The 25,291-nt window shown below is 70.2% G+C and carries 22 protein-coding genes; 9 read left to right on the top strand and 13 right to left on the bottom strand.

The features are described from left to right. Complete coding sequence (locus ACIBQ6_RS43170) at positions 1-423, bottom strand: roadblock/LC7 domain-containing protein (RefSeq protein WP_352350301.1); 423 nt, start codon at positions 421-423, stop codon at positions 1-3. Further along, positions 420-3,329 carry a nitrate- and nitrite sensing domain-containing protein gene (locus ACIBQ6_RS43165; RefSeq protein WP_397218684.1) on the bottom strand — a complete coding sequence of 970 codons (2,910 nt, stop codon included), beginning with the start codon at positions 3,327-3,329 and terminating at the stop codon, positions 420-422. Before ACIBQ6_RS43165 ends, ACIBQ6_RS43170 begins: the two co-directional genes overlap by 4 nt. A 389-nt stretch (positions 3,330-3,718) precedes the next feature. Here ACIBQ6_RS43165 and ACIBQ6_RS43160 point away from each other — a divergent pair, with 389 nt between their 5' ends. Genes ACIBQ6_RS43160 through ACIBQ6_RS43145 form a run of 4 tightly spaced genes read left to right on the top strand, consistent with a single transcriptional unit; the run spans position 3,719 to position 7,290 of the window. Then, positions 3,719-4,705 (top strand): ABC transporter substrate-binding protein, encoded by a 987-nt coding sequence (locus ACIBQ6_RS43160; protein WP_358283734.1) that lies wholly within the window; start codon positions 3,719-3,721, stop codon positions 4,703-4,705. After that, entirely contained in the window at positions 4,705-5,481 is a 777-nt protein-coding gene (locus ACIBQ6_RS43155; protein ID WP_358283732.1) for an ABC transporter permease, read from the top strand. The genes ACIBQ6_RS43160 and ACIBQ6_RS43155 overlap by 1 nt, the downstream gene beginning before the upstream one ends. Further along, complete coding sequence (locus ACIBQ6_RS43150) at positions 5,478-6,269, top strand: ABC transporter permease (protein ID WP_397218683.1); 792 nt, start codon at positions 5,478-5,480, stop codon at positions 6,267-6,269. Before ACIBQ6_RS43155 ends, ACIBQ6_RS43150 begins: the two co-directional genes overlap by 4 nt. Positions 6,270-6,285: 16 nt before the next feature. Beyond that, positions 6,286-7,290, top strand: a complete 1,005-nt coding sequence (locus ACIBQ6_RS43145) for a methyltransferase (protein ID WP_358283726.1) — start codon at positions 6,286-6,288, stop codon at positions 7,288-7,290. Between the two features lie 25 nt (positions 7,291-7,315). Here ACIBQ6_RS43145 and ACIBQ6_RS43140 read toward each other — a convergent pair whose 3' ends face one another. The 4 genes from ACIBQ6_RS43140 to ACIBQ6_RS43125 form a co-directional block, all read right to left on the bottom strand. Further along, positions 7,316-7,882, bottom strand: a complete 567-nt coding sequence (locus ACIBQ6_RS43140; RefSeq protein WP_352350291.1) for an ATP/GTP-binding protein — start codon at positions 7,880-7,882, stop codon at positions 7,316-7,318. Between the two features lie 7 nt (positions 7,883-7,889). After that, positions 7,890-8,237, bottom strand: a complete 348-nt coding sequence (locus ACIBQ6_RS43135) for a DUF742 domain-containing protein (protein ID WP_352350491.1) — start codon at positions 8,235-8,237, stop codon at positions 7,890-7,892. A gap of 71 nt (positions 8,238-8,308) precedes the next feature. Beyond that, entirely contained in the window at positions 8,309-8,731 is a 423-nt protein-coding gene (locus tag ACIBQ6_RS43130) for a roadblock/LC7 domain-containing protein (RefSeq protein WP_020546542.1), read from the bottom strand. Then, a complete protein-coding gene (locus tag ACIBQ6_RS43125) occupies positions 8,728-11,550 on the bottom strand; it encodes a nitrate- and nitrite sensing domain-containing protein (protein ID WP_358283721.1) in 2,823 nt (940 codons plus the stop codon). The genes ACIBQ6_RS43130 and ACIBQ6_RS43125 overlap by 4 nt, the downstream gene beginning before the upstream one ends. 765 nt (positions 11,551-12,315) lie before the next feature. Between ACIBQ6_RS43125 and ACIBQ6_RS43120 the strand changes: the two genes are divergently transcribed. From ACIBQ6_RS43120 to ACIBQ6_RS43110, 3 genes are read left to right on the top strand one after another with little or no spacing between them, the layout of a single operon-like run. Then, positions 12,316-13,191 (top strand): ABC transporter substrate-binding protein, encoded by an 876-nt coding sequence (locus ACIBQ6_RS43120; protein WP_358283719.1) that lies wholly within the window; start codon positions 12,316-12,318, stop codon positions 13,189-13,191. Beyond that, positions 13,188-14,006, top strand: a complete 819-nt coding sequence (locus ACIBQ6_RS43115; protein ID WP_397218682.1) for an ABC transporter permease — start codon at positions 13,188-13,190, stop codon at positions 14,004-14,006. Before ACIBQ6_RS43120 ends, ACIBQ6_RS43115 begins: the two co-directional genes overlap by 4 nt. Further along, positions 14,003-14,833, top strand: coding sequence for an ABC transporter permease (locus tag ACIBQ6_RS43110; RefSeq protein ID WP_397218681.1), 831 nt, complete (start codon positions 14,003-14,005; stop codon positions 14,831-14,833). Before ACIBQ6_RS43115 ends, ACIBQ6_RS43110 begins: the two co-directional genes overlap by 4 nt. Before the next feature lie 13 nt (positions 14,834-14,846). Here the strand turns inward: ACIBQ6_RS43110 and ACIBQ6_RS43105 are convergent, their stop codons facing one another. After that, positions 14,847-15,281, bottom strand: coding sequence for a pyridoxamine 5'-phosphate oxidase family protein (locus ACIBQ6_RS43105; RefSeq protein WP_397218680.1), 435 nt, complete (start codon positions 15,279-15,281; stop codon positions 14,847-14,849). A gap of 82 nt (positions 15,282-15,363) precedes the next feature. On the opposite strand from ACIBQ6_RS43105, the gene ACIBQ6_RS43100 reads away from it, so the two are divergent. After that, positions 15,364-16,656, top strand: coding sequence for a flavin-dependent oxidoreductase (locus ACIBQ6_RS43100; protein ID WP_397218679.1), 1,293 nt, complete (start codon positions 15,364-15,366; stop codon positions 16,654-16,656). A 105-nt stretch (positions 16,657-16,761) separates the two neighbouring features. Continuing rightward, entirely contained in the window at positions 16,762-17,535 is a 774-nt protein-coding gene (locus ACIBQ6_RS43095) for an ABC transporter ATP-binding protein (protein ID WP_358283706.1), read from the top strand. A 48-nt stretch (positions 17,536-17,583) separates the two neighbouring features. On the opposite strand, the gene ACIBQ6_RS43090 is transcribed toward ACIBQ6_RS43095, so the two are convergent. The 6 genes from ACIBQ6_RS43090 to ACIBQ6_RS43065 all read right to left on the bottom strand — a co-directional run bounded on the left by ACIBQ6_RS43090 (position 17,584) and on the right by ACIBQ6_RS43065 (position 25,197). Then, complete coding sequence (locus tag ACIBQ6_RS43090) at positions 17,584-18,135, bottom strand: ATP/GTP-binding protein (protein ID WP_352350489.1); 552 nt, start codon at positions 18,133-18,135, stop codon at positions 17,584-17,586. A gap of 7 nt (positions 18,136-18,142) precedes the next feature. After that, a complete protein-coding gene (locus ACIBQ6_RS43085; protein WP_055507219.1) occupies positions 18,143-18,547 on the bottom strand; it encodes a DUF742 domain-containing protein in 405 nt (134 codons plus the stop codon). A gap of 19 nt (positions 18,548-18,566) precedes the next feature. Next, positions 18,567-18,980 carry a roadblock/LC7 domain-containing protein gene (locus ACIBQ6_RS43080; protein ID WP_201760494.1) on the bottom strand — a complete coding sequence of 138 codons (414 nt, stop codon included), beginning with the start codon at positions 18,978-18,980 and terminating at the stop codon, positions 18,567-18,569. A 5-nt stretch (positions 18,981-18,985) separates the two neighbouring features. Next, positions 18,986-22,279 carry a nitrate- and nitrite sensing domain-containing protein gene (locus ACIBQ6_RS43075; protein ID WP_397218678.1) on the bottom strand — a complete coding sequence of 1,098 codons (3,294 nt, stop codon included), beginning with the start codon at positions 22,277-22,279 and terminating at the stop codon, positions 18,986-18,988. A 251-nt stretch (positions 22,280-22,530) separates the two neighbouring features. Further along, positions 22,531-23,928, bottom strand: a complete 1,398-nt coding sequence (locus ACIBQ6_RS43070) for an aminobutyraldehyde dehydrogenase (RefSeq protein WP_358283702.1) — start codon at positions 23,926-23,928, stop codon at positions 22,531-22,533. An 18-nt stretch (positions 23,929-23,946) separates the two neighbouring features. After that, entirely contained in the window at positions 23,947-25,197 is a 1,251-nt protein-coding gene (locus tag ACIBQ6_RS43065) for a glycosyltransferase (protein WP_358283701.1), read from the bottom strand. Positions 25,198-25,291: the final 94 nt, after the last annotated feature.

Below are 25,291 nucleotides of genomic sequence, written 5' to 3'. Positions count from 1 at the left end.
TCACCTGGTCTGGCTGGCGCGCAGCTCCGCGCGCACCGCCGGGGTCAGCACCTGACCGGCGCGATCCACCATCAAGGTCATCTGGTACGCCACCAGCCCCATGTCACAGTCCGGAGCCGCCAGGACCGCCAGGCACGAGCCGTCGCTGATCGACATGATCAGCATCAGCCCGCGCTGCATCTCCACGATCGTCTGGTTGACCGCACCACCCTCGAAGACCCTGGCCGCGCCCTGCGTGAGACTCACCAGTCCCGACGCGATGGCGGCCAGCTGATCAGCCCGGTCAGCCGGAAAACCCGACGAAGCCGCGAGCGGCAACCCGTCGGATGACACGACCACCGCGTGCGCGACCCCCGGGACGGTACTGACGAAGTCGGTGATCAACCAGTCGACTCCGCGCGCCGAGTGGCTCAGGTCATTCACGCGCCCTCCTCCCTACTGTCGTTCCTCGGGCCGGATTGGTATGTCCTGCCCTCGCTGATGTCGTCACGCGCTGCTCGGAAGCCCTGCTGGAAGCTCGACAACCTGCTGCGCACCCGGTCGGGCGAGACCGACGGCATGGGAGCCACGCCCTTGGGCGCGGACGCCGTGTCCGCCGATCCGGGCACGAGGTTGGCCTTGGGCACCCGCTTGGGCAGCCCGGCCGCCGTCGAGCCGTCGCGTACGGGCTCCACCACGGACGCCGCCGCGTTCCAGCCGGCGTCGGCCTTGGCCGAGCCCCAGGTGGCGCTCGGCTCGCCCTGGTCGAACCAGGCCGACTCCACCGCGGCGAATATCGGCAGGTATTCGTCCCCGCCGGAGGCGGGCTTGACGACGGGGATCGGGCCGGTCGCCGCCGACTCGGTCTCGGGGTAGTCGTACTTGGACGCGGGCGACGTCTCCTGCGGCGGAGCCGACCAGGCGCGGGGCTCCTCGGGGGGCAGGCCGCGCTGCGGCGGCGCGTGCTCCCCGGTGACCGGCCCGCGCGAGGACACCCAGACGTCGGACGACGAGTCCGGCAGCCAGTCGGAGCCGGTGTTCGTCGACTCCGTCGAGGGCCACTGCGGCATCGCGGACGGCATGGACGACGACATCGAGGACGGCATCGAGGACGGCATCGAGTTCGGCAGCGAGTTCGGCAGCGACGGCCACGACCCGCCGGCCGGCTCGGACGGGTACGACGGGTAGGACGGGTGCCCGGGGGCGAGCCCGAAGCCCGAGGCGCTGGGCCACTGCTGGGCCCCGGCGGCGGGCTGGGAGGCGGCGAAGGCGTCCTCGCGGGCGGTCGTGGCGGCGGTGTTGCCGCCCGCGCCGGCGACCGCGGCGGGCTGCGCGCCGAGCAGCGTCTCGGGGATGAGGACCATGGCGGTCAGGCCGCCGGAGCCGTGCGGGCGCAGCTGCACCCTGATGCCGTGCCGGTGGGCCAGCCTGGCGACCACGAACAGGCCCATGCGGCGGGAGACCGACACGTCCACGGTGGGGGCGTCGGTCAGGCGCTCGTTGGCCTGGACCAGTTCCTCGCCGGTCATGCCGATGCCGGAGTCGCTGATGGAGAGCATGATCCCGCCGCCGTCGATCCTGCTGCCGGAGACGGGGACGCGGGTCTCGCGCGGGGAGAACGACAGCGCGTTCTCGATGAGCTCGGCCAGCAGGTGGATGACGTCGTTGACGGCCTGGCCGGCGATGGAGACGCCCTCGGGCACCTCCAGGACGACGCGCTCGTAGTTCTCGACCTCCGACAGGGAGGCGCGGGCGACGTCGACCAGCTTGACCGGCTGGCTCCAGCGCCGCGGCGGGTCCTGACCGGCCAGCACCAGCAGGTTCTCGCTGTTGCGCCGCATACGCGTGGCCAGGTGGTCCAGCTTGAACAGGTTGCCGAGCCGCTGCTCGTCCTGCTCGCCCTGCTCCAAACCGTCGATCAGGGTGATCTGCCGCTCCACCAGCGTCTGACTGCGGCGCGAGAGGTTCACGAACATCGCGTTGACGTTCGAGCGGAGCCTGGACTCCTCGCCGGCCAGCCGGACGGCTTCGCGGTGGACCTCGTCGAAGGCGCGGGCGACTTCACCGATCTCGTCCTTGGAGTTGACCTCGATCGGCGGTACCTGGAGCTGTTCCGGGCTGACGTCGGTGTTGCGCAGCTGCCGGACCAGGTCGGGCAGCGTCTGGCCGGCGATCTTCAGGGCGTCCGAGCGCAGGCGGCGCAGCGGGCGTACCAGCGAGCCGGCCATCAGGGCGGTGATCGCGAGGACCAGGACGAGCAGGCCCACCACGATGCCGATGTTGATCGCGGCGAGCTGCCGGTCGCTGCTGGCGATGTCGGCGCTTCGGGTGGCGATCTGCTCCGACAGCGACTTCTGCACGGTGTGCAGGCGCTCGACGGTCTCGGTGATGGACTGGAACCACTGGTCGGTGTCGTCCCTGGTCGAGGTGTCGAGCCGGCGCAGTGACTGGTTGGCGTTGTGCAGCAGCACCGCGCGGCTGGCGTAGAACTCGGCGCGGCCGATCTTCAGGCTGGCGACGGTGTTGTCGTAGAACTGGCGCTGCGCGGGCGTGGCGACGGCGCGGAAGGAGTCCCGCTCGCTGTTGCGGCGGGAGCGGGCGTCGAGGAAGGCGTTGTACTCCGGCTCCTCGAACGAGCCTCTGATCAGGGCGCTGGTCAGCAGGCCGCGCTGCTTGGAGGCCTCCTCCTCGGCGCGGGCGACGGCGCGCAGGGCCGCGCTGGTGGCGATGATCTCCTCGTCCGTGGAGCCCTGGCCGAGCTCGTCGTAGAGCTGCAGCAGCTCGGCGATGACCTCGGAGTACTTCTCGCTGGTGGGCAGCGGGCCGAGCTTGGTCTCGGCGACGGCCTTGCGCATCGTGGGGATCTGGCCGAGCCGGATCCGGATGTGGTCGAGGGACTTCCTGCCGAGGTCGGACAGCGACGTTTCGGACTTCTTCCCCGCCTCAAGGGTGCCGGCGATGCGCTTGTCGACGATCTCGTGCTGGCTCTGCAACCGCTGCTCGTCGGAGGCTCCGCGGTTGGTGGCGACGTGGCGGGTGGCCAGGTCGCGTTCGAGCCCGAGGTCGCGGGAGAGCTCGCCGAGCTGTGCGACCAGGGTCCCCACGCTGCTGATGTCCTGGTACTGCTGGGCGCTGTTGATCGACGTCGTGACCCGCAGGGCGCCGAGGACGACGGCGACGAGCGTGGGAATGGCGATGAGGGCGATGAGGCGGGTACGCACGCGCCAGTTGCGCAGGGCGAACGGGCTGCCCGCCTTGGGCGGGTGGGCCTGCCGCACCTCGCCGTCCGCGGCCTTTTCCGGGGCGTCCGGAGCCCGGCCACGACCGGATCCGGTCGTTGTTGTCCTCACTGGTGGCAACCTCTCGCCATGGCCTGCTTCAGGGGGAATCAGCGGCTTCGTCACGCGGACGAGTGATCGCAGGCAAGTTCGAGGCCCAATTTGAGCACAAACCTCATACTTAGGCCAACGTTTCGGTGGTTTTCAACCGTTCCACATCGCACTCCCTTCACGTCGCATACCAGCGCACACGGAGCGCAACCACCATCCCAATACGGACATATCACCACTAAACATACTTAATCTTCAGATTTACATCTATAGCGCCGATTTGTCATATTTTCGCGATAAACCAACATATACGCGGCATAGCGCTGTAGATCCGAAGTCGGCTCCGGTACGCTTCACGCCCGGCATCCCGTGCCGATCTCCGGAACTTCCCCCTGGTAGGAGAACCCCCCATGACACGCACTATGCGCGGTCACGCCATTGTCGTCGGCGTGGCTCTGGCGCTCACCCTTGCCGGCTGCGGCGGAGGCAGCGGCGAGACCGCGAAGAGCTCGGCCAACAGCAAGGGCCTGGAGAAGACCACCATCAAGGTCGGCGCCCTCCCCGTGCCCGACGTTGTGTCGGTCTATCTTGCCAACGAAAAGGGCTTCTTCAAGGAAGAGGGACTGACCGTCGAGCCGGTCACCATCACCGGTGGCGCGGCGGCGCTGCCGCAGATCGAGAGCGGCGCGCTCGACATCTCGCAGACCAACTACGTCTCGACCTTCCTCGCGGTGAGCAAGGGCAAGAAGATCAAGCTGGTCGCGGACATGTACCAGGCCGCGCCGAACACGTTCAACATCATGGTGCCCAAGGACTCCCCCATCAAGACGGTGGCGGACCTGAAGGACAAGACGATCTACGTCAACAACCTCAGGAACATCGCCACCCTGGCCGTGGAGACGCAGCTCAAGGTCGCCGGCCTGACCGAGTCCGACGTCAAGTTCGTGGAGAAGCCGTTCCCGGAGCAGGGCAACGCGATCAACTCCGCGCAGGCGGACGCGGGCTGGATGACCGAGCCCTTCATCACCGCCAACCAGAGCGCCTTCGGCTTCCGCAAGCTCGCCGACACCATGACCGGCCAGACGGAGGACTTCCCCATCGCCGGCTGGATGGCCACCGAGGACTGGGTGCAGAAGTACCCGAAGACGCTGGCCGCCTTCCAGCGGGCCATCGCCAAGGCGCAGCAGCTCGCCTCCAGTGACCGCAAGGTCATCGAGGAGACGCTGCCGAAGTACACCAAGATCGACGCCAAGACGGCCTCGGTGATCACGCTCGGCACGTACCCGAGCGAGCTGAACGAGAACCGGCTGCAGAAGGTCGCCGACCTGATGCTGGAGTACAAGTACCTCACCAGCCCGGTCGACGTGAAGTCGGTCATCGCCGCCCCTGCAAGCTGATGAACACCGCGCGTCTGCTCCGCGGCGCCGCCGGCGCCGCGGGGTTCCTCATCGCCGGTGAGCTGGTCATCCGCTTCGCGCTGAGCGACGGCGTGATCTTCCCGGCGCCCTCCGTCATCCTGTACGAAGCCGTGCGCCTGCTCGCCGACCCGGTGTTCACGGAGGGCCTGGTCACCACCCTCACCAACTGGGCGCTCGGCCTGCTCGCCGCCATCGTCGTGGCCGTGCCGCTGGGCGTGTTGCTGGGGGCGGTGCCGCCGGTGGAGCGGGCGATCCGGCCGCTGCTGGAGTTCATGCGCCCGATCCCCTCGGTGGCGATCATCCCGCTGGCGATCCTGCTGATCCCGGTGGACGGCCTGATGAAGGTCTCGGTCATCGTGTACGCGTCCATGTGGCCGATCTTGATCAACACCCTGTACGGCATGCAGGACGTGGACCCGCTGGCCAAGGAGTCGCTGCGCAGCTTCGGCTTCGGCCGTCTGGCCGTGCTGGCCCGGGTCAGCCTGCCGAGCGCCGCCCCCTTCGTCGCGACCGGCATCAGGATCGCGGCCGGCATCGCGCTCGTGCTCGCGGTCAGCGCCGAGCTGCTGGCCGGCGGCACGGCCGGGATCGGCGTCTACACGATCCAGGCGGGCAGCGGCAACCGGATGGACCTGATCATGGCGGCGACGTTCTGGGCCGGGGCGTTCGGGGTGTTCGCGAACCTCGTCCTGCTGGCCGGCGAGCGGCGGCTGTTCCGCTGGCACCGCGTCCGGATGGGAGCGTCGGAGTCGTGAGGCGGCTGTCCAGGCTGTGGGTGGTGCCGGTCGTGCTGGTCGTCTGGGAGCTGCTCGGGCGGCTCATCGACGACAGCGACTTCCCGCCGCCGCTCACCATCGTCACCAGCATGTACCAGATGTGGTTCTCCGGGCCCGCCTCCCACCTGTTCCTCACCGAAGACGCGATCGGCAACATCCTGCCCAGCCTCGGCCGCATGTTCAGCGGCTGGATCCTGGCCTCGCTGCTCGGGGTGCTGCTCGGCGTGGCGCTCGGCCGTTCCAAGGCGGCCACCGACTACGTGGACGCGCTGTTCGAGTTCGGCCGGGCGATCCCGCCGCCGCTGCTGCTGCCGCTGTTCGTCGCGCTGTTCGCGCGCACCGAGTACGCGCAGCTCGGCATGCAGCTCGCCACGATCGTGTTCGGCGTGATCTGGCCGGTGCTGCTCAACACGATCGAGGGCGTCCGGGCCGTGGACCGCACCTACACCGAGACCGCCACCGTGTTCGGCCTGTCCAAGGCACAGCGCCTGCGCGTCGTCGTGCTCCCCGCCGCCTCGCCGAAGATCTTCGCCGGGCTGCGGCTGAGCCTGTCCCTGGCGCTGATCCTCATGGTGATCTCCGAGCTGTTCGGCAGCACGGACGGCATCGGCTACCAGCTCCTGCAGGCCCAGCGCAGCTTCGACGGGCCCGGCGTGTGGGCCGCGATCGCCCTGCTCGGCATCCTCGGCTACCTGGTGAACTCGCTGTTCGTGCTGGCCGAGCGCCGCCTGCTGGTGTGGCACCGGCAGGCCAACCGCAACGTCTGACTTCTGGAAGGACCCCATGCCCCACTCGGATGACCTCCTTTGGGGGGCCGTGGCCGACATCTCGCGCTTCGCCGCTCTGCTGACCATGGCGGAGCTCGGCCTGGCCGACCATCTCGCCCACGGTCCGCTCACCACCGCCGACCTGGCCGCCCGCTGCGAGGCCGACGCCCCCCGGCTGCGCCGCGTGCTGCGCGAGCTGGCCGGGATGGGCGTGGTCCGCGGCGCCGGGCCGGACACGTTCGACCTGACCGAGCGCGGCACGGCGCTGCGCTCGGACGTGCCCGACTCGGTGCGCTCGTCGATCAGGATGCTCGGCGAGGAGGGCTTCTGGCACGCCATGGGCAACCTGCCCGCGACCGTCCGCGACGGCGGCTCGGCCTTCGCCGCCCGCTACGGCCACCTGTACGACTACCTGGCGGCCAACCCCGGAGCGGGCAAGCTGTTCGACGACTACATGACCGCCCGCGCGATCCCCTTCACCGAGGGCCTGGCCAAGCGGTACGACTTCCCGGCCACCGCGACCATGGTGGACGTGGCCGGCGGCAAGGGCCACATCCTGGCCACGGTGCTGCACGCCAACCCGGACATGCGCGGCATCCTGTTCGACCTGGAGCACGTGGCCGACCGGGCCAGGGAGCTGCTGGCCGCCGAGGGGCTGGGCGAGCGGAGCGAGGTCGTCACCGGCGACTTCTTCACCGAGGTCCCGGCGGGCGGCGACGTCTACCTGCTGGCCAGCGTCCTGCACAACTGGGACGACGAGGACGCGGTCACGATCCTGCGCAACGTCCGCCGGGCGATGAACCCCGGCGGCCGCGTCCTGGTGCTGGAGGTGGTGCTGCCCGACGACGAGGCGCCGCACCTGGGCAAGGACATCGACATGCGGATGCTGGCGATCTTCGACGGCGGCGCCGAGCGCAGCCGGGAGCAGTACACGGCACTGCTCGACCGGGCGGACCTGCGCCTGGCCGAGGTCGTCGAGCTGGGCTCGGGAGCCAGCCTCATCGAGGCCCGGCCCCGCTGAGCGCGAGGGGCGGCGGCGGGCCGGATCAGCTGCCGCCGCTCCAGCCCGGCACCGCCATCCTGATCGACAGGGCGTGCTCGACCAGCTGGATCAGCGCGCTCTTGACGGCGTCCTTGGAGCGCGCGTCCAGCCGGACGAGCGGGATGTGGGGGGCCAGCGTGAGGGCGTCGCGGACCTCGGCGTCGCTGTGCGGGTACTGGCCGTCCCAGCCGTTGACGCCCACCACGAACGGCAGCTGCGCCTCCTCGAAGTAGTCGATCGCGGGGAAGCTGTCGGCCAGCCGGCGGGTGTCCACCAGCACGACCGCGCCGATCGCGCCGCGCACCAGGTCGTCCCACATGAACCAGAACCGGTGCTGGCCCGGCGTGCCGAACAGATAGAGGATCAGGTCACGGTCGAGCGAGACGCGGCCGAAGTCCATCGCGACGGTCGTGGTCGACTTCAGCGGCGTCATGCCCAGGTCGTCGATCCCCGCGGAGGCGTCGGTCATCACCGCCTCGGTGGTCAACGGCATGATCTCCGAGACCGCGCCGACGAACGTCGTCTTGCCCACCCCGAAACCGCCGGCCACCACGATCTTCGTTGAAGTCAAGCCGGGGCTAGAGCCTGCGAAGTCCACTGAGCACCCTTTCGAGCAGATTAACGTCCGGCCTGCCGGCGTCCAGCTGTGGCTGATGCACGCGGACCAGGCCCTCGGCCGCCATGTCGGCGATCAGAACACGCACCACGCCCAGCGGGATCCGCAGCAGCGCCGACACCTCGGCCACGGACCTGACCTGCCTGCACAGCTGGCTGATCGCCTGGTACTCCGGCGTGATGTGCGAGAACTCCCGGTGCTCGGCCGTCGCCGACGACACCAGGGCCTCCATCGCCAGTTTGACCCTGGGCGCCGTCCGCCCACCCGTCACCGCGTACGGGCGGACGGGCGAGGCGGGGTCGGGGTGCAGCTGCGACTGGGGCTGTGGCTTGGGCGGAGGCGCCCAGCCGCCGCTGTTCCATCTCTGGTCCGTCACCTACATCACCTGGTCTGGCTGGCGCGCAACTCGGCCCGCACAGCCGGGGTCAGCACCTGACCGGCGCGATCCACCATCAGAGTCATCTGGTACGCCACCAGCCCCATGTCACAGTCCGGAGCCGCCAGCACCGCCAGGCACGAGCCGTCGCTGATCGACATGATCAGCATCAGCCCGCGCTGCATCTCCACGATCGTCTGGTTGACCGCACCACCCTCGAACACCCTGGCCGCACCCTGCGTCAGGCTCACCAGCCCCGACGCTATGGCGGCCAGCTGGTCGGCCCGGTCAGCCGGAAAACCCGACGAGGCCGCAAGCGGCAGCCCGTCGGACGAGACGACCACCGCATGTGCCACACCGGGGACCGTGCTGACGAAGTCGGTGATCAACCAGTCGACTCCGCGCGCCGCGTGGCTCAGGTCGTTCATGCGCCCTCCTCTCTTTCACTGTTGTGGGCTTCACCGTTGTAGGAGCCGCGAGGGCCCGGCTGGAACGCCTTGCCCCCGGTGATGTCGTCGCGGGCCGCCCGGAAGCCCTGCTGGAAGCTGGACAACCTGTTCCGCACCCGGTCCGGCGAGACCGAGGGCATCGGGGACACGCCCTTGGGCGAGGCGGAGGTGTCGGCCGAGCCGGGCACCAGGTTCGCCTTGGGCACCCGTTTGGGCAGGCCGGCCGCGGTCGTGCCGTCGCGGGCCGGCTCGGCCGCCGCCTCGGCGGCGCTCCAGCCGGCGTCGGCCTTCGTCGAGCCCCAGCCGCCCTCGTCGCGTCCGAACCAGGCCGACTCGACCGCGGCGAAGATCGGCAGGTAGTCGTCCCCGGCGGAGGCGGGCGGCACGGGCGGGATCGGGCCGGTGGCCGCCGACTCGGTCTCGGGGAAGTCGGGCCGCGGGCGCTGGAAGCCGTCCTGCTTCCAGGGGGGCGGCGGCTCGGCCGGGGGACGCTTGGGCAGCCCGCGATCGCCGTTGTTGCGCGGCGGCGACCAGATGTCGTGGCTGTCGAAGCCGCCGCCGTGCGGGTCGGAGGGCCAGCCGTCGGACGACGGCCACTGCGGCCAGTTGCCCCCCGCCTCCGGGTTCGACGGGTACGACGGGTGCGCGGGGCCCATCTGGTAGGTGGGCCGCGGCCAGTCCTGTCCGGCGGCCGGGGGCGCCTGCGGCCAGTCGGCCGCCGGTGTGAGCGGCGCCTGCGGCCAGTCGGCTCCCGGCGCGGGCGGCGCGGGCGGCCAGTCGGCCCCGGCGGCGGAGGCGGCCGCGGGCCAGTCGGCCTCGGGCGGAGCCGAGATCGGCGGCCAGTCGGTGGCCGGGGGCGCCGCGTGCGGCCCCACGTACGGCTCGCTCCCGGACGTGCTCTCGGCCGCCGCCGGCTGCATGCCCGCGAACCCGGGCGGCTGCGTGCCGAGCATGTTCTCCGGGACGAGCACCATGGCGGTCAGCCCGCCCGAGCTGTGCGGACGGAGCTGCACCCTGATCCCGTGCCGGTGGGCGAGCCTGGCGACCACGAACAGGCCCATCCGCCGCGAGACCGACACGTCGACGCTGGGCGAGTCGGTGAGGCGGTCGTTGGCCTGGGCCAGCTCCTCGGGGGTCATGCCGATGCCGGAGTCGGTGATCGACAACATCACGCCGCCGCCGTCGATCCTGCTGCCCGACACCGCCACCCGGGTCTCGCGCGGCGAGAACGACAGCGCGTTCTCCACCAGCTCGGCCAGCAGGTGGATGACGTCGTTGACGGCCTGGCCGGCCACCGACACGCCGTCGGGCACCTGGAGCACGACGCGCTCGTAGCTCTCGACCTCCGACAGGGAGGCGCGGGCCACGTCGACCAGCTTGACCGGCTGGCTCCAGCGCCGCGGCGGGTCCTGACCGGCCAGCACCAGCAGGTTCTCGCTGTTGCGCCGCATACGCGTGGCCAGGTGGTCCAGCTTGAACAGGTTGCCGAGCCGCTGCTCGTCCTGCTCACCCTGCTCCAAACCGTCGATCAGGGTGATCTGCCGCTCCACCAGCGTCTGACTGCGGCGCGACAGGTTCACGAACATCGCGTTGACGTTCGAGCGCAGCCGCGCCTCCTCGCCGGCCAGCCGGACCGCCTCGCGGTGGACCTCGTCGAAGGCGCGCGCCACCTCGCCGATCTCGTCGTGGGTGTCCACCCCGATCGGCGGGACGGGCCCGACCTTGCCGTCACCCGCCTCGCGGAGCGCCCGCACGGTCTCCGGCAGGCGTTTGCCGGCGATGTCCAGGGCCTCTCGGCGCAGCCTGCGCAGCGGCCTGATGAGCGAGCGGGCGATGAAGGTGATGATGATCAGCACCACGATCAGCAGGATCATGATGAGCACGCCGGAGATCAGCGCCGACCGGTTGGCCGCCTCCTCCAGGGCGCGGGCCCGCAGGATGACCGAGGAGGCCAGCGACTTCTCCACGCTGCGCAGGGCGTCGATCTTGCCCGTGCTGACGTCGAACCAGGTGCCGACGTCCTTGTCCGGCCGTACGCCGATGCTCAGGGGCTTGGCCTCGACGGACTGGGCCATGGCCCGCAGCCGGAACAGGTCGGTCTGGTCGACGTCCCTGCCCACCACGGTGTCGCGGTAGAGCTCCAGCTGGTCGATGCTGGCGAGGGTGGCGAAGAGGGTCTCCTCGCTCTCCTCCCGCGCCTTGGCGTCGGAGAGCGCGTCGAGCTCGCCGCTGTCGAAGCTCTTCTTGTCCAGGGCGCTGGCCAGGATGCCGCGCTGCTTGGACGCCTGCTCCTTCGCGCGCGCGATGGCCGCCATGGAGCTGGCGCTGTGGGAGATGTCGTCGTCCACCGCGACCTGTCCCACCTGGTCGTGGAACTGCAGGAGGGTGGCGATGATCTGGGAGTACTTCTGGATCATCGGCAGCGGCTGGATCTTGCCCTTGACGGCGGTGTCGCGCAGGGTCTGGATCTCCTCCAGGCGGCGCAGCACCGGGCGTACGGAGTCGGCGTGGGTGTCGGTGAGGGCGCCGGCCCGCACCTTGGCCTCGTCGATGAGGTTGTCGACCCCGCTGTAGGTGGTGCGGAGCTGGGCCGCGCGGCTCTCCGGACGGCCTTGGGCGATGTAGAGAGCGGTCTCGTCCCGTTCGAAGGCCAGTTCGTGCGTGACGGCGCCGAGCTGCTCGCTGAGCTCGGCCACCTCTCTGAGTGTCTGGTAGGTGTCGGCGTCCCTGAGGGAGGTGATCACGTTCAGCCCGCCCAGGCCCACCGCGACAGCCGTGGGTACGACGATCAACGCCACGAGGCGCGATCGTACGTGCCAATTGCCCAATCCGAACCTGTTAGAAGCAGGTTTGGGCAGCCGTCGCTTCTGGTGCCCGTGCGGCTCGCGGTCAGCGGAAGCTTCAGCGCTCTGCGTTCTCACTTGCCTCGCAACCTCTCGCCCCGGAGGGGAATTCTCGAAGACCATGCAGGTAAATGCACGTGGGGCAATATGTACAATCGAGATGAGGGCCATTTGAGCACAGGTACCGGTCAGGACCAACCACCTATAGTGCCCTTCTGGGGCCTGTATCCCGAATTGTCCAAAAATTGTGACAAAATTGGTAGACCGCCGTTTACCTGCAAAAACGGGCAGCCGAAACGTGTTCCGCAAGCCCCCTTCCGCCCGCGGAACGATCCAGGTCAGCTAGTCCCACCAGTAACAGACGCCTCGGTCGCCACCCTCTTTCCCAAAACGGACAAAGACATCTCACGCCTCTATTTACGATAGAGCGGCAAACGGACATTGCAACCACAAGAGTCATTTTCTTGATAATGACTGCCAATGTGGTGCTACGGTCGATTCCTGCTTGTTCGTCAGGCACTCAGCCCCGGGGGCAGTTCAGCCACCCGGTCCCCCCGGCTCCACGTCTTGAAGGGAGTCCCTGACATGAGGCTTGGCCGCTCCGCCAAGGCCGCCATCATCGGGTTCGCTGTGACTTTAGGCGCCGTAGCGTGCAGCACCGGCGGCTCAACCACCGCCAGCGCACCACCCTCCGCCTCCGCGAACGGCGGCGGCGGCGCCTTGGAGAAGACGAAGCTCAAGATCGCCACCCTGCCCGCCATCGACAGTGCCGCCATCTACGTCGCCATCGACCAGAAGCTCTTCGAGCAGGAGGGTCTCGACGTCACCCCGCAGGTCGTCCAGGCCGCCCCCGAGGCGATCCCCATGCTGGTCAACGGCGAGATCGACGCCATGTTCGGCAACTACGTGTCGATGTTCCAGGCGCACGACAAGGGGGCGATCAAGATCCATGTGCTCGCCGAGGGCTCGCGGGCCGCCCCCGACTCGCTCAGCATCATGGCGCTGCCCAACTCCCCCATCAAGACGCCGAAGGACCTCGCGGGCAAGACGATCAACGTCAATGTCCTGCACAACTTCCAGGAGCTCGCGCTCACCCAGGTGCTCAAGGCCAACAACATCGACCCCGGCACGATCAAGTACGTCCCCGTGACGTTCCAGAACATCATGGCCTCGTGGAAGAGCGGCCAGATCGACGCCGCCTACCTGGGCGAGCCACAGGTCACCGCGGCGACCTCGTCGATGGGCGCGCGCAAGATCCTCGACCCGGCCTCCGGGCCGGCGGCGGAGTTCCCGATCTCGGGATACATCAGCACCCAGGACTGGTACGACAAGAACCCGAGGACGGCGGCGGCCTTCCAGCGGGCCATCCACAACGCGGCCAAGCTGATGGAGAACAACCGTGAGGTGGTGGCCAAGGTGCTGCCGAACTTCACGCAGATCGACGCGTCCACGGCGGCGACGGTCACCTTCCCCTACTTCTCCAGCTCCGACAACCCGGTGCGGCTGCAGCGGGTGGCCGACTGGATGTGGGAGGCCAAGTGGCTGGGCAAGGAGATCGACGTCAAGACGTTGATGTCGCCGACGACGTCGGGGTGAGCAGCACCGCGACGGGCGTCGTCCGCCGTCCGGCCGGCGTCGCCACCCGGTGGTCGCGCCGGGCGGCGGGGGCGGCCGGCTTCGCCGTCCTCGTCGAGCTGCTGAGCCGGTCGGGGCTGGTGGACGCCGAGGTGCTGCCGCCGGCCACGCGGATCGTCGGGCGTGGCCTGGCGCTGCTCGCCGATCCGGCCTTCCTGACCCACGCCCGCACCAGCCTGCTGGCCTGGGCCTTCGGGCTCGGCCTCGCGGTGCTGGTGGCGGTGCCGCTCGGCCTGCTGCTCGGCAGCGTGCCGGTGATCGACGCCGCCACCCGCTCGGTGGTGGAGTTCCTGCGGCCGATCCCGTCGGTGGCGCTGATCCCGCTGGTCGCCCTCGTGATCGGCACCGGCCTGCAGCTCCGCGTCACGCTCGTGCTCTACGCCGCCATGTGGCCCATCCTCTACAACACCATGTACGGCCTGCGCGGCGTCGACCCCGTCGCCAAGGAGACCCTGCGCTCCTACGGCTTCGGCCCGCTGTCGGTGCTGCTGCGCGTCAGTCTGCCGTCGGCCGCGCCGTTCATCACCACGGGCGTGCGGCTGGCGGCGTCCGTGGCGCTCATCCTGACCGTCAGCACCGAGATCGTGGCCGGGCGCGGGGAGGGCATCGGCGTGTTCATCTTCTTCGCCGGGATCGCGGTCCCGGCCAGGATGACCGACATCCTGGCCGGGGTGTTCTGGGTGGGACTGTTCGGCGTGCTGGTCAACGCGCTGCTGGTGGCGGCCGAGCAGCGCGCCTTCCGCTGGCACCACGCCCGGCTGACGGAGGGGTCGTGACCGGGGCCCGGCGCGGGCCGTCGGCGCGCGACCGCACGCGCGGCACGGCGTTCCGGGTGGCCGTGCTGGCCGTGCTGGTCCTGGCCTGGGAGGCGGGCACGCGGCTGGCGGGCAGCTCGTTCTTCCCGCCGCCGACGACGATCGTGGCCCGGATGCACCAGATGTGGTTCTCCGGCCCGCCCGGCAGCCTGTTCCTGACCGGCGCGGCGATGGACGACGTCCTGCCGAGCCTGGGCCGGATGGCCGCCGGGTTCGCGGGCGGGGCGGTGGCCGGGGTGCTGCTCGGGCTGGCGTTCGGGCTGTCGGCGCGGGTCTACGACTATCTCGACGGCGTGCTGCAGTTCCTGCGCGCGATCCCGCCGCCCGCGCTGGTCACCGTGTTCCTGGTGGTGTTCGGCTTCGGGCTGCGCATGCAGCTGGCGTTCATCATGTTCAGCGTCGTGTGGCCGGTGCTGCTCAACACCGCCGACGGCGCGCGGGCGGTCGATCCGCTGCACCTGGACACCGGGCGGGTGTTCCGGCTGTCGGGGACCGAACGCCTGCTGCGGGTCGTCCTGCCGTCGGCGCTGCCGAAGATGTTCGCCGGGCTGCGGCTGTCGTTGTCGTTGTCGCTGATCGTCATGGTCTTCGCCGAGCTGCTGCCGGGGGCCTCCAACGGCATCGGGTTCCAGCTCACCACCGCGTACTCGACGTTCGACCTGCCCGCGATGTGGGCCGGGATCGTGCTGCTCGGCGTGCTGGGCTACCTGCTCAACGAGCTGTTCCTGGTGGCCGAGCGGCGGGTGCTGGCCTGGCACCTCGGCGCGCAGCGGCTCACGGAGCAGTGAACGTGCGGGCGGCTCACGGAGCGGTGAACGTGCCGGCGGCGACCGGGCGGCTGCGCGGCGGCTCGTAGGCGCCCGAGTCGATGCCCCACGACGCGACGGCCAGCGGCATGATCTCCACCCATACGGGCTCGTACCCGGGTTTCAGCCGCTCGCCGCCCTGGGCGTGGACCCGCCCGACCCCCTGGACGAGGACGCCGCGCGGCCCGTCCTCGGTGAAGTCGTCCACGACGAGCGACACCTCGGGGTTGTCCCTGACGTCCCTGCGGTACCGCCGGGGACGCACGCCGCCGGGCAGCAGGCGGGAGCCGACCGCGATCATGCCGCGGTCCGGCTGGAGATGGATCCGCACGGGCACGACGTGCGGCGTTCCCCCGGCTCCCGCCGTGGCGAGCCGGGCCAGGTCGTGCTCCAGCAGGTAGGCGAACTCCCCGTCGCTGAATCCGCGCATCACACACCTCACACCCAGATAGGAACGAGGTTAATGGGATAACTCTGGTCTTCGGCCTGCAAAGGGCGAGAAACTTATCGTCATGTTCCCCGTCAGGGACACGTGGGACCGGATCGAGACCACTGGGGGCGACGTGAGGACGATGGTCGTGGGCGCCGGGATCGGCGGGCTCACCACCGCGCTCAGCCTGGCGGCGGCCGGGCTGGAGTGCGTGGTCGTGGAGGCGGCCGCCACGCTGAGGCCGCTCGGCGTCGGGATCAACCTGCAACCGCACGCCGTACGGGAGCTGACCGAGCTGGGGCTGGCCGGCGAGCTGGCCGCGCTGGGCGTGGAGACGACCTTCATGACCTTCGCCGACCGGCACGGCAACGTGATCCTGGCGCTGCCGCGCGGGCGGTCGGCCGGCTACCGCTGGCCGCAGTACAGCATCCACCGGGGCGAGCTGCAGATGGCGCTGCTGGCCGCGGTCGAGGAACGGGCCGTCCCGGTGCGGACGGGCGTCCGCCTGGAGGGCTTCGAGCAGGACGGCGAGCAGGTCCTCGTCCGGCTCCGGCAGGGCGGCGAGCTCGTGGAGGAACGCGTGGACGTGCTCGTCGGCGCGGACGGCGTGCAGTCCACGGTGCGGGCGCTGCTGCACCCGTCGGACGACCCGCTGCTGTGGTCCGGCATCAGGATGTGGCGCGGGGTGGCCGAGGCCGACCGCGTCCTGGACGGCGCCACCGTGCTGGTGGGCGGCTCCAACCGGGCCGGCAAGTTCGTCACCTACCACATCTCGGCCCGCGACCCCCGGCTGGTCAACTGGGTGGCCGAGGTCAAGGTGGCCGAGCCCGGCGTCGCCGCGGAGGCCGACTGGTCGCGCGCGGGCCGGCTGGAGGAGGTGGCCGCGCACTTCGCCGACTGGCGGTACCGGCCGGTCGACGTCCAGGGGCTGCTCGCGGCCTCCCCGCGCATCCTGGAGTACCCGATGGTGGACCGGGACCCGCTGCCCGTCTGGGGAGAGGGCCGGGTGACGCTGCTGGGCGACGCCGCGCACCCGATGTACCCGATCGGCTCGAACGGCGGCTCGCAGGCGGTGCTCGACGCGCGGGTGCTGGCCCGGTGCCTGGCGACGTCCGGGGACCCGGTCACGGCGCTCAAGGCGTACGAGGAGGAACGGCGTCCGCCCACGTCGGCGCTGGTGATGGCGCATCGGGCGCTGCCCATCGAGGATACGATCGGCCTGGTGACCGAGCGCGCGCCCGACGGGTTCGCCGACATCGCCGACGTGCTGGCGGAGGCCGAGCTGGCCGCCATGGCCGGGGCCCAGCGGCGCATCTCCGACGCCGACGTCCGGGCGCTGAACGAGCGGGAGTCGTGGAGCGTACGCATCCCATGACAGCCGCGAAGACTCAAGGGTAAGATCCGACACCGTAGAGCCATACCGACATTTCCGGCTTCCCGAGTCGGTCCTCCGCTCGCGGCCTCGCCCCCTAGGACATCCATGCTCGAGATAGAGAACCTCTCCCACGTGTACGGCGGCGGTGGCCCCAACGCTCACCACGCCATCGAAGGGCTCAACCTGAGCGTCGCCGCGGGCGAGCTGCTGTGCATCGTCGGGCCGTCGGGAGCCGGGAAGTCGACCCTGCTGCGCTCCATCGCCGGGCTGATCAGGCCGACCGGCGGCGAGGTCAGGGTCGAGGGCGAGCTGGTGCGGCAGACCCCCGACAACCTGGCGGTGGTCTTCCAGGACTACAGCCGCTCGCTGTTCCCGTGGATGTCGGTGGCCGACAACGTGGCCCTGCCGCTGCGCCGCCGGGGCATGGACAAGCAGCAGCGTCGCGAGGCCGCCCAGGAGGCGCTGGAGTCGGTCGGGCTCCAGGGCGCCGAGAAGAAGTACCCGTTCCAGCTCTCCGGCGGCATGCAGCAGCGGGTGGCGATCGCGCGGGCGCTGGCCTACCGGCCCTCGCTCATGCTCATGGACGAGCCGTTCGGCTCGGTCGACGCCCAGACCCGCGAAGACCTGGAAGACCTCGTGCTGAAGGTGCGCGGCCACCACCAGATGACGATCGTGCTCATCACCCACGACATCGACGAGAGCGTCTACGTCGGCGACCGCGTCGTGGTGTTGTCGAAGGCCCCCGCGCACGTGGTCGGCGACCTCAAGGTCGATCTGCCCGAGCCGCGCGACCAGATCACCACCCGCGAGCACCCCGACTTCGTGCACCTCCGCGCCGAGGTCGGCCGCCTGGTGCGCGGCCACGCCACCACCGTCTGACGCGCGGTCGGGCGCCCGGCCTCAGCCGGGCGCCCGGGGCGCGTCGGGCTATACCGGCGTGTGGGAGTGGCGCGTGAGCGCGTGCTCCACCAGCGTGATCAGGGTGGATTTCACCGCGTCGCGCTGGCGGGCGTCGAGGCGGACGATCGGGATGTGCCCGCCGACGGACAGCGCCTCGCGGATCTCGTCCTCCGCGTGGGCGAACTGGCCGTCCCAGCCGTTGATGCCGATGACGAAGGGCAGCTTGGCCTCTTCGAAGTAGTCGATGGCGGGGAAGCTGTCCGCCAGACGGCGCGTGTCCACCAGGACGACGGCACCGATCGCGCCGCGCACGAGGTCGTCCCACATGAACCAGAACCGGTGCTGTCCGGGGGTGCCGAACAGGTAGAGGATCAGGTCGCGATCCAGCGACACACGTCCGAAGTCCATCGCCACGGTCGTGGTCGTCTTGTTCGGCGTGAGCGAGACGTCGTCGACGTGGGCCGAGGCGTCCGTCATGACCGCTTCCGTGGTGAGCGGCAGGATCTCCGAGACCGCTCCCACGAACGTCGTCTTCCCCACGCCGAAGCCCCCGGCCACGACGATTTTCGTCGAGGTCAGACCGGGGCTAGAGCCTGCGAAGTCCACTGAGCACCCTTTCGAGCAAGTTGAGGTCCGGCTTTCCCGCGTCCAGCGCAGGCTGGTGCACGCGGATCAGGCCCTCCGACGCCATGTCGGCGATCAGCACCCGGACCACACCAAGGGGCTGGCGTAAAAGGGCGGAGATCTCGGCAACCGACCGGACGTTCCGGGTCAGCTGAATGATCGCCTGATACTCCGGACTCAGTAGGGAAATGTCTTGGTATTCCGACGTCACGGAGGACACCAAAGCCTCCATGGCGAACTTCATCCGCGGCGCGGTGCGCCCCCCGGTCACGGCATAGGGCCGTACCAGGGAACTCGGCTTCTGCGGACGAGGGGCCGCCGGATGCGGCGGAGTGCTATCACCAGCCCAACCCTGACCTGACACCATGATCTCCTGTCACCGCCCGCTAGCGGGGGCGGGCCGCTTGCAGCTCAGCGCGTACGGCCGGGGTGAGCACCTGACCGGCGCGCTCGACCAGCAGCGTCATCTGGTACGCCACGAGGCCCATGTCACAGTCGGGAGCCGCGAGGACGGCCAGACAGGACCCGTCGCTGATGGACATGATCATCAACAGCCCGCGCTGCATCTCGATGACGGTCTGGGTGACCATGCCGCCCTCGAAGACCCGCGCGGCGCCCTGCGTCAAACTGATCACGCCCGAGGCGACCGCGGCGAGCTGGTCGGCCCGGTCCTTGGGGAAACCCTCCGAGAAGGCCAGCGGCAGGCCGTCGGACGACACCACGACGGTGTGCGCGACGCCCGGCACGTTGTTCACGAAGTCGGTGATCAGCCAGCTGATGCCACGCGCTCCCTGGCTCATCTCTCTCATTTGTCCTCCTCATTCTCTTCTCCGCGGGTGAACGCGCGGCCTTGCCGCACTCCCTGCTGGAAGCTGGAGAGCCTGCTGCGCAACCGCTCGGGCGAGATCTGCGGCGGCGGTGACGTGGGCTGCGGCTCGGCGAGACTGGCCGTACCGGGCACGAGGTTGGCCTTGGGCACCCGGCGCGGCAGCCCCGAGGACGTCGTGCCGGCCTGGGCGGGCTGCGCGGCGGCCTGGGCCGCCTGGAAACCGGAGTCGGCGGGCGAGGACCACGACGCGCCGGCGCCCGACTGGCCGGGCCTGCGCTGCGGGAGTCCGGACCGGCCCACCGCCGGGGCGGCGGGCGGCGCGGCCGCCGGAGGGTCGGCGGGCACGGCCGGATGCACGGCGGTGATCTCGGGCTCCTGCTCCTGCTCCTGCTGGCGCAGCTGCTCGGGGTCGGGCCTGCGGAACCAGTCCGAGCCGACGGACGAGAAGATCGGCAGGAACTCCTCGCTCTGCTCCTCCAGGGGCGAGGTGCGCACCACGGGCAGCGGGCCGGTCAGGTCCTGGGAGGAGTAGTCGCCCTGGCCGAACGGGCCGTAGGCGCCCGGACGGCTCTGCTCGTACTGGTCGGCGGGCTTGGGCTCCTCCGCGCCGAACCCCGGCAGGTCGCCGAACGCCGCCCGGTAGGGCTCCTCGCCGAACGCCGAGGGGCGCGGCGGGTCGACCGACTCGAACAGGGACCGCCGCGGCGGCTCCTCGTTGAAGGCCGACTGGCCGAGCGAGGTGTCGCCGAAGGACGGCGAGCCGAAGGAGGACCAGCGGGGCTCCTCCGTCCCGCTCTGCGGCGGCTCGGTCGCGAAGGACGGCCAGCGGGGCTCGTCGTCCTGCAGCGGCGGCGGCTGCTCGGCGAAGGAGGGCCAGCGCTGCTCGCCCCACGGGGACTGGGCCTGCGGCTGCGGCTGGGGCTGGGGCTGGGCCGCGGGCGGCTCGTCGCCGAAGAACGGCTTGGGCTCATCCCCGAAGAAGGGCTTGGGCTCGTCACCGAAGGACGGCTTCGGCTCATCGCTGAAGAACGGCTTGGGCTCGTCGGCGAAGAACGGCTTGGGCTCGTCACCGAAGGACGGCTTGGGCTCCTCGGCGAACGACGGCCAGCGCGGCTCGTCCCGGCCCGGCTCCTCGCCGAAGGATCCCCAGCGGGTCTCCTCCTGGGCCGACTCGTCGGCGAAGGACGGCCAGTTGCCGGTGCCCGGCGCGGGCAGCGAGCCCGGCCACTGCGTGTCCAGCACCCGGTCGGCCGCGTCGGGCGCGGAGACGGGGGCGCCGTTCTGGCTCGCCTCGGCGGGCGCGGCAGCGATGCCGAACTGGCTCGGGTCGAACGTGGTGAACGCCTCGTACTGGCTGCCGGGCTGCTGCGGCATGCCGGCGCCGCCGCTGATGAGCATGTCGGGCATCATCACCAGCGCGCTCAGGCCGCCGGTCTCCCGCATGCTGAGCTGGACGCGGATGCCGTGGCGCAGCGCCAGGCGGCCGACCACGAACAGGCCCATGCGGCGGGAGACGCCGACGTCCACGACGGGCGGGTTGGCCAGGCGCCAGTTGGCCTCGGCGAGCTCCTCGGGGCTCATGCCGATGCCCAGGTCGTTGATGGAGATCATGACGCCGCCGTCGGCGGCCACGCTGGAGACCTCGACCTTGCTCTCGCGCGGCGAGAAGGAGATCGCGTTCTCGATGAGCTCGGCGAGCAGGTGGACGGCGTCGGTGACGGCCGGGCCGACGATCAGCGTCCCGGACGGGATCTTGATCTGGACCCGCTCGTAGTTCTCGACCTCCGACAGCGAGGCGCGGGCGATGTCGACCAGCGGCACCGGCTCGCTCCACTTGCGCGCGGCCTCCTGGCCGGCGAGGACCAGGAGGTTCTCGCTGTTGCGGCGCATGCGGGTGGCCAGGTGGTCGAGGCGGAAGAGGTTGGCGAGCCGCTGCTCGTCCTCCTCGCCCTGCTCCAGGCCCTCGATGAGCTGCAGCTGCCGTTCGACCAGCGTCTGGCTGCGGCGGGAGAGGTTGACGAACATGGCGTTGACGTTGGCGCGCAGCTTGGCCTCGTCGCCGGCCAGCCGGAGCGCCTCGCGGTGGACCTCGTCGAAGGCCCGCGCCACTTCACCGATCTCGTCACGGGTGTTGACGCCGACCGAGGGCACTTCGGGCATCTGCGCGCCGTCGCCGGACTCGCGCAGGATGCGGACGGTCTCGGGCAGCCGGGTGGTGGCCACCTGGAGCGCCTCGGCGCGCAGCCGGCGCAGCGGGCGGACCAGCGAACCGGCCACCCGGGTGGTGATGATCAGGACCAGCAGCAGCAGGACGAGGATGGTCGCGCCGCTGATGATGGCGTTGCGCTGCTCGGTGTCGCTCAGCTCGCGGGCCCTGGTCACGATCTTGGTGGCCAGGGAGTCCTCGACCTTGCGCATGGTGTTGCCGGCCAGCGTGGTGCTGTCGTACCAGCGGCTCAGGTCGCGGGCGGAGGTGACGTCGAGGTCGCGGATCCGGTTGTACTCGCGGACCTGGGCCAGGGCGCGCTGCCGCATGGCGTCGGCGCGGTCGATGTCCGGCCCGCGCATGCTCTTCTGGTAGGCGCGCAGGTCCGCCGGGTCGGCCTCCCGCTCGAAGGCGGTCAGCTCGGCCTGCTGGCGGCTCCACGAGCCGAGGAACTCCGACAGGTCGTCGTAGTCCAGCTCACGCTCGATGAGCGCGATCATGAGAATGGCCTGCTGCCTGGAGACTTCTTCCTTGACCCGCTGCAGCGAGCCGAGGGCGGCCACGTCACCCTGGAGGTCGTCGTCGTTCACGCCGTCGCCCAGGTCGCCCTGGATCGCGGAGAAGACGCCGATCATGGTGGTGTACGTGGTGATCGCGGCTCGCGGGGGCGTGCCCTCGGCCACCATCGACGTGCGGAGGCTGTCGAGGCCGGTGAGCCACCGGCGCATGTTCTCCACACCGTCGCGGATACGGGCCGAGTGCGCGGCGTCGATGGCGTTGGCCGAGGCCAGCACCTTCTTCTTGGCCGCGTCGACGGCCGCGCGCTGGGTCTTGAGCTGGACGAACCGCCCCGCCTTCGACTGGTCGGTCACGTACCACGCGGTGAGCGTGCGCTCCTTGGCCAGCTCGTGGTTGAGCCCGCCGATGCGCTGCACCAGCTCGGCGACCTGGGTCAGCCGGCGGTACTCGGAGCTCGTCCCGATGGCGTTGGCGAGCTGCACGCCCGCGAGGAGCACGCCCACGATGGTGGGGATGAGGATCAGCGCGATCAACCTCGAGCGCACACGCCAGTTCCCCAGCCGGAACCTTCCGCCTGTGTACTCCCCTGACCTCGTGTGCCTGGGGTTTTCCGTCCTCACTGACTCTCGCTACCTCTCGCCGGTACGTGCTCGAAAGAAATCAGACACGCGTGTGGCGCATGGGATTCTGTCCGGCTGGGTAATTGGAACACAGTCCGTACCAGACGGCCAACCGCACATTTCCCACTAAATGCACCCAAAGCGACACTTTGGGCGTCATATCGCCGTACACGTTTTCAGGCGGGCCGGAACGAATCCCGCTCCACGGGCGCCGCGTGCTTGACCATGAGGTGACGCGTCACCGAATACTCCTGCACCGCCTCCTGGCTCATGTCCTTGCCGAACCCGCTGCCCTTCACGCCGCCGTGCGGCGCCTCGCTGGCGATCGGCAGATGATCGTTCACCCAGGTCACGCCCACGTCGAGCCGATGGGACACGCGCATCGCCCGCGCGACGTCGCGCGACCACACCGACGAGGCCAGCCCGTAGGGGGTGTCGTTGGCCAGCCGGACGGCCTCGTCCTCGCCGTCGAACGGCAGCGCCACAAGGACCGGTCCGAAAAGTTCACCTTGGACGATCTCGCTGTCCTGTGCGACATCGGTCACAAGCGTCGGCGGGTAGAAGAACCCGGGCCCCTCGACGGGCGCGCCGCCGTGCACGACCCGTCCGCCCGAGCGCGCGACGAAGCCGTGCACGCGCTCGCGGTGGGCGGCCGAGATCAGCGGGCCGATGTCCGTCGCCGGGTCCCAGGGGTCGCCCACGGTGATCTCGGCGAGGGTCGCCCGGATGGCCTCGACGGCGTCGTCGTAGATCTCCCGGGCGACGTAGACGCGGGTGGCCGCGGTGCAGTCCTGGCCGGTGTTGTACGTGGCGCCCATGGCCACGCCGCGAGCCATCTCGGCCAGGTCGGCGTCCTGGAAGACCAGGGCGGGCGCCTTGCCGCCGAGTTCGAGGTGCACCCGCTTGAGCGTGGCCGCCGCGCCGGTCATGACCGCCCGGCCGGTGCCGGTCGAGCCGGTGACGCTGACCATGTCCACGCCCGGGTCGGTGACCAGCGCCTGGCCGACCTCGGCGTCGCCGGTGACCGCCTGGACGAGCCCTTCGGGCGCGCCCGCCTTGGCGAACAGCTCGGCCAGGCGCAGCGTCGTGCGCGGCGTCTGCGGCGCCGGCTTGATGACCACGGCGTTCCCGGCGGCCACGGCCGGGCCGACCTTCCACACCGCCATGACGAACGGGAAGTTCCACGGCGCGATCGACCCCACCACCCCGACCGGACGGCGCAGCAGCACCGAGGTGTAACCGGCGCTGAACACCCCGGCCCCCGACCCTTCGAGCGAACGGGCGGCGCCGGCGAAGAAGCGCAGGTTGTCGACGGCGAAGGGCAGCTCGCCGTCCCTGAAGACGGCCGCCGGCTTGCCGGTCTCCTCCACCTCCAGCCGGGTCAGCTCCTCGGCGTCGGCCTCCACCAGGTCGGCCAGGCGCAGCAGCAGCCGCTGGCGCTCGGCGGGGGTGGTCTGGGCCCACTCCTCGAACGCGCCCCGGGCGGTCCGGACGGCCGCGGCCACGTCGGCCACGGGGGTGTCCGGGATCTCGGCGCACGGGAGGCCGGTGGCGGGGTTGATCAGTTCACGCATGGAAAGTCCTCGAAATCCCTACTGGCCGAGCTGTTCGATCAGGTCGGCGGCCTTGCGCAGGCCGTCGCGGCGGCGGATCTCCTCGCCCGCCGCGGCGAGCCTCGCGCGCATCTCGGTGTCGCCGAGCAGGCGCTCCACCGCGCCGGTCAGCTCCTCGTCGGTGAAGGTGTAGGTGGAGAGCCGGACACCGTAGCCCAGCTCGTCCACCCGCTGGGCGTTGTCGTACTGGTCCCAGAACAGCGGCAGCACGATCATCGGCTTGCCGAAGTGCGCCGCCTCGGTGGTGGTGTTGTTGCCGCCGTGCGTGATGACCAGGTCGCACAGTGGGATGATCTTCGTCTGCGGCAGGAACTCGGCGCCGTACATGTTGTCGGCGAGCTTGATCTCCTCGTGCAGCGGGCCCTTGGAGACGATGTACTGGTGCCGCGTGCCGGCCAGGATGTCGATCACGCGCTGCATCAGCTCGACGTCGGAGGAGCCGAGCGAGCCGAGCGAGAAGTAGATCAGCGAGCCGTCGTTGCGCTGGAAGGGCAGCGTGAAGTCCTCGTCGGTCTCGCGCACCGAGGAGTCGAGCCGGTGCCAGCTCGGGCCGAGCGGGCGGGCGTCGGTGTAGTCGAGGATCTCGGGGAAGACGTAGAGGTTCAGGTCGCCCTCGTGGATGAAGTCCAGGTCGGGCAGCGGGGCGGTGCCCTGCTCGACGCACCACTCGTTGAAGGCGGTCCAGATCTCGCGGTGAGTGCGGTCGTACTCGGCGCGGAAGGCGTCCCAGCCGGAGCGGTCGTCCGCGGGCAGGCCGGAGAAGACCGGCGCGACGTTCTCGCCGCGCACCTCCAGCGGGTTGCAGGAGACGATCCGGACGAACTTCTTGCCCGCCGTGAGCAGCGCCGGGAACGTGATCACGTTGTCCTCGACGATCACGTCCGGGTTCACCCGCTCGATGATGGCCTTGAGCTGCGGCTCGCAGTACTTGGCGCCGTCGATGAGGGAGTCCCAGATGGGCTTGATGACGGTGTCGAGCTGCTCCAGCGTGCTCTTGCGGTACTCCGGCGCGGTCTCGCGGATGAAGTCCTTCCAGAACTGGCCGGCGTCCTGCTCCTCGGCGTTCTCGGGCGGCGGGGCCAGGTCGACGAGGTCCTCCTCGAAGCCGAGCGCTTCGAGCTTGCCCTTCCAGGACGACTCCGCGGCGAAGACGACGCGGTGCCCGCGACGGCGGAGAATGTCGCCGACGCCGATGCAGTTGTTCGTGGGGCCGTACGCGCTCTCTGGCATGAACAGGATGGTGAGGGACATCGTGAACTCCGGGGGAACTCGTCAAATTGAAGAGGAATTCAAATACTCATCTAGCGTGAAGCGCAAGTTAAGT

This window comes from Nonomuraea sp. NPDC049655 (assembly GCF_044465465.1).
GTDB lineage: Bacteria > Actinomycetota > Actinomycetes > Streptosporangiales > Streptosporangiaceae > Nonomuraea.
This window is presented reverse-complemented; position numbering and strand designations above follow the sequence as displayed.

Coding starts and splice junctions, on each gene's coding strand:
- ACIBQ6_RS43160 (WP_358283734.1), top strand. CDS start 3,719: ATGACACGCACTATGCGCGGTCACGCCATTGTCGTCGGCGTGGCTCTG.
- ACIBQ6_RS43155 (WP_358283732.1), top strand. CDS start 4,705: ATGAACACCGCGCGTCTGCTCCGCGGCGCCGCCGGCGCCGCGGGGTTC.
- ACIBQ6_RS43145 (WP_358283726.1), top strand. CDS start 6,286: ATGCCCCACTCGGATGACCTCCTTTGGGGGGCCGTGGCCGACATCTCG.
- ACIBQ6_RS43130 (WP_020546542.1), bottom strand. CDS start 8,731: ATGAACGACCTGAGCCACGCGGCGCGCGGAGTCGACTGGTTGATCACC.
- ACIBQ6_RS43105 (WP_397218680.1), bottom strand. CDS start 15,281: ATGCGCGGATTCAGCGACGGGGAGTTCGCCTACCTGCTGGAGCACGAC.
- ACIBQ6_RS43100 (WP_397218679.1), top strand. CDS start 15,364: ATGTTCCCCGTCAGGGACACGTGGGACCGGATCGAGACCACTGGGGGC.
- ACIBQ6_RS43095 (WP_358283706.1), top strand. CDS start 16,762: ATGCTCGAGATAGAGAACCTCTCCCACGTGTACGGCGGCGGTGGCCCC.
- ACIBQ6_RS43085 (WP_055507219.1), bottom strand. CDS start 18,547: ATGGTGTCAGGTCAGGGTTGGGCTGGTGATAGCACTCCGCCGCATCCG.
- ACIBQ6_RS43080 (WP_201760494.1), bottom strand. CDS start 18,980: ATGAGCCAGGGAGCGCGTGGCATCAGCTGGCTGATCACCGACTTCGTG.
- ACIBQ6_RS43070 (WP_358283702.1), bottom strand. CDS start 23,928: ATGCGTGAACTGATCAACCCCGCCACCGGCCTCCCGTGCGCCGAGATC.
- ACIBQ6_RS43065 (WP_358283701.1), bottom strand. CDS start 25,197: ATGCCAGAGAGCGCGTACGGCCCCACGAACAACTGCATCGGCGTCGGC.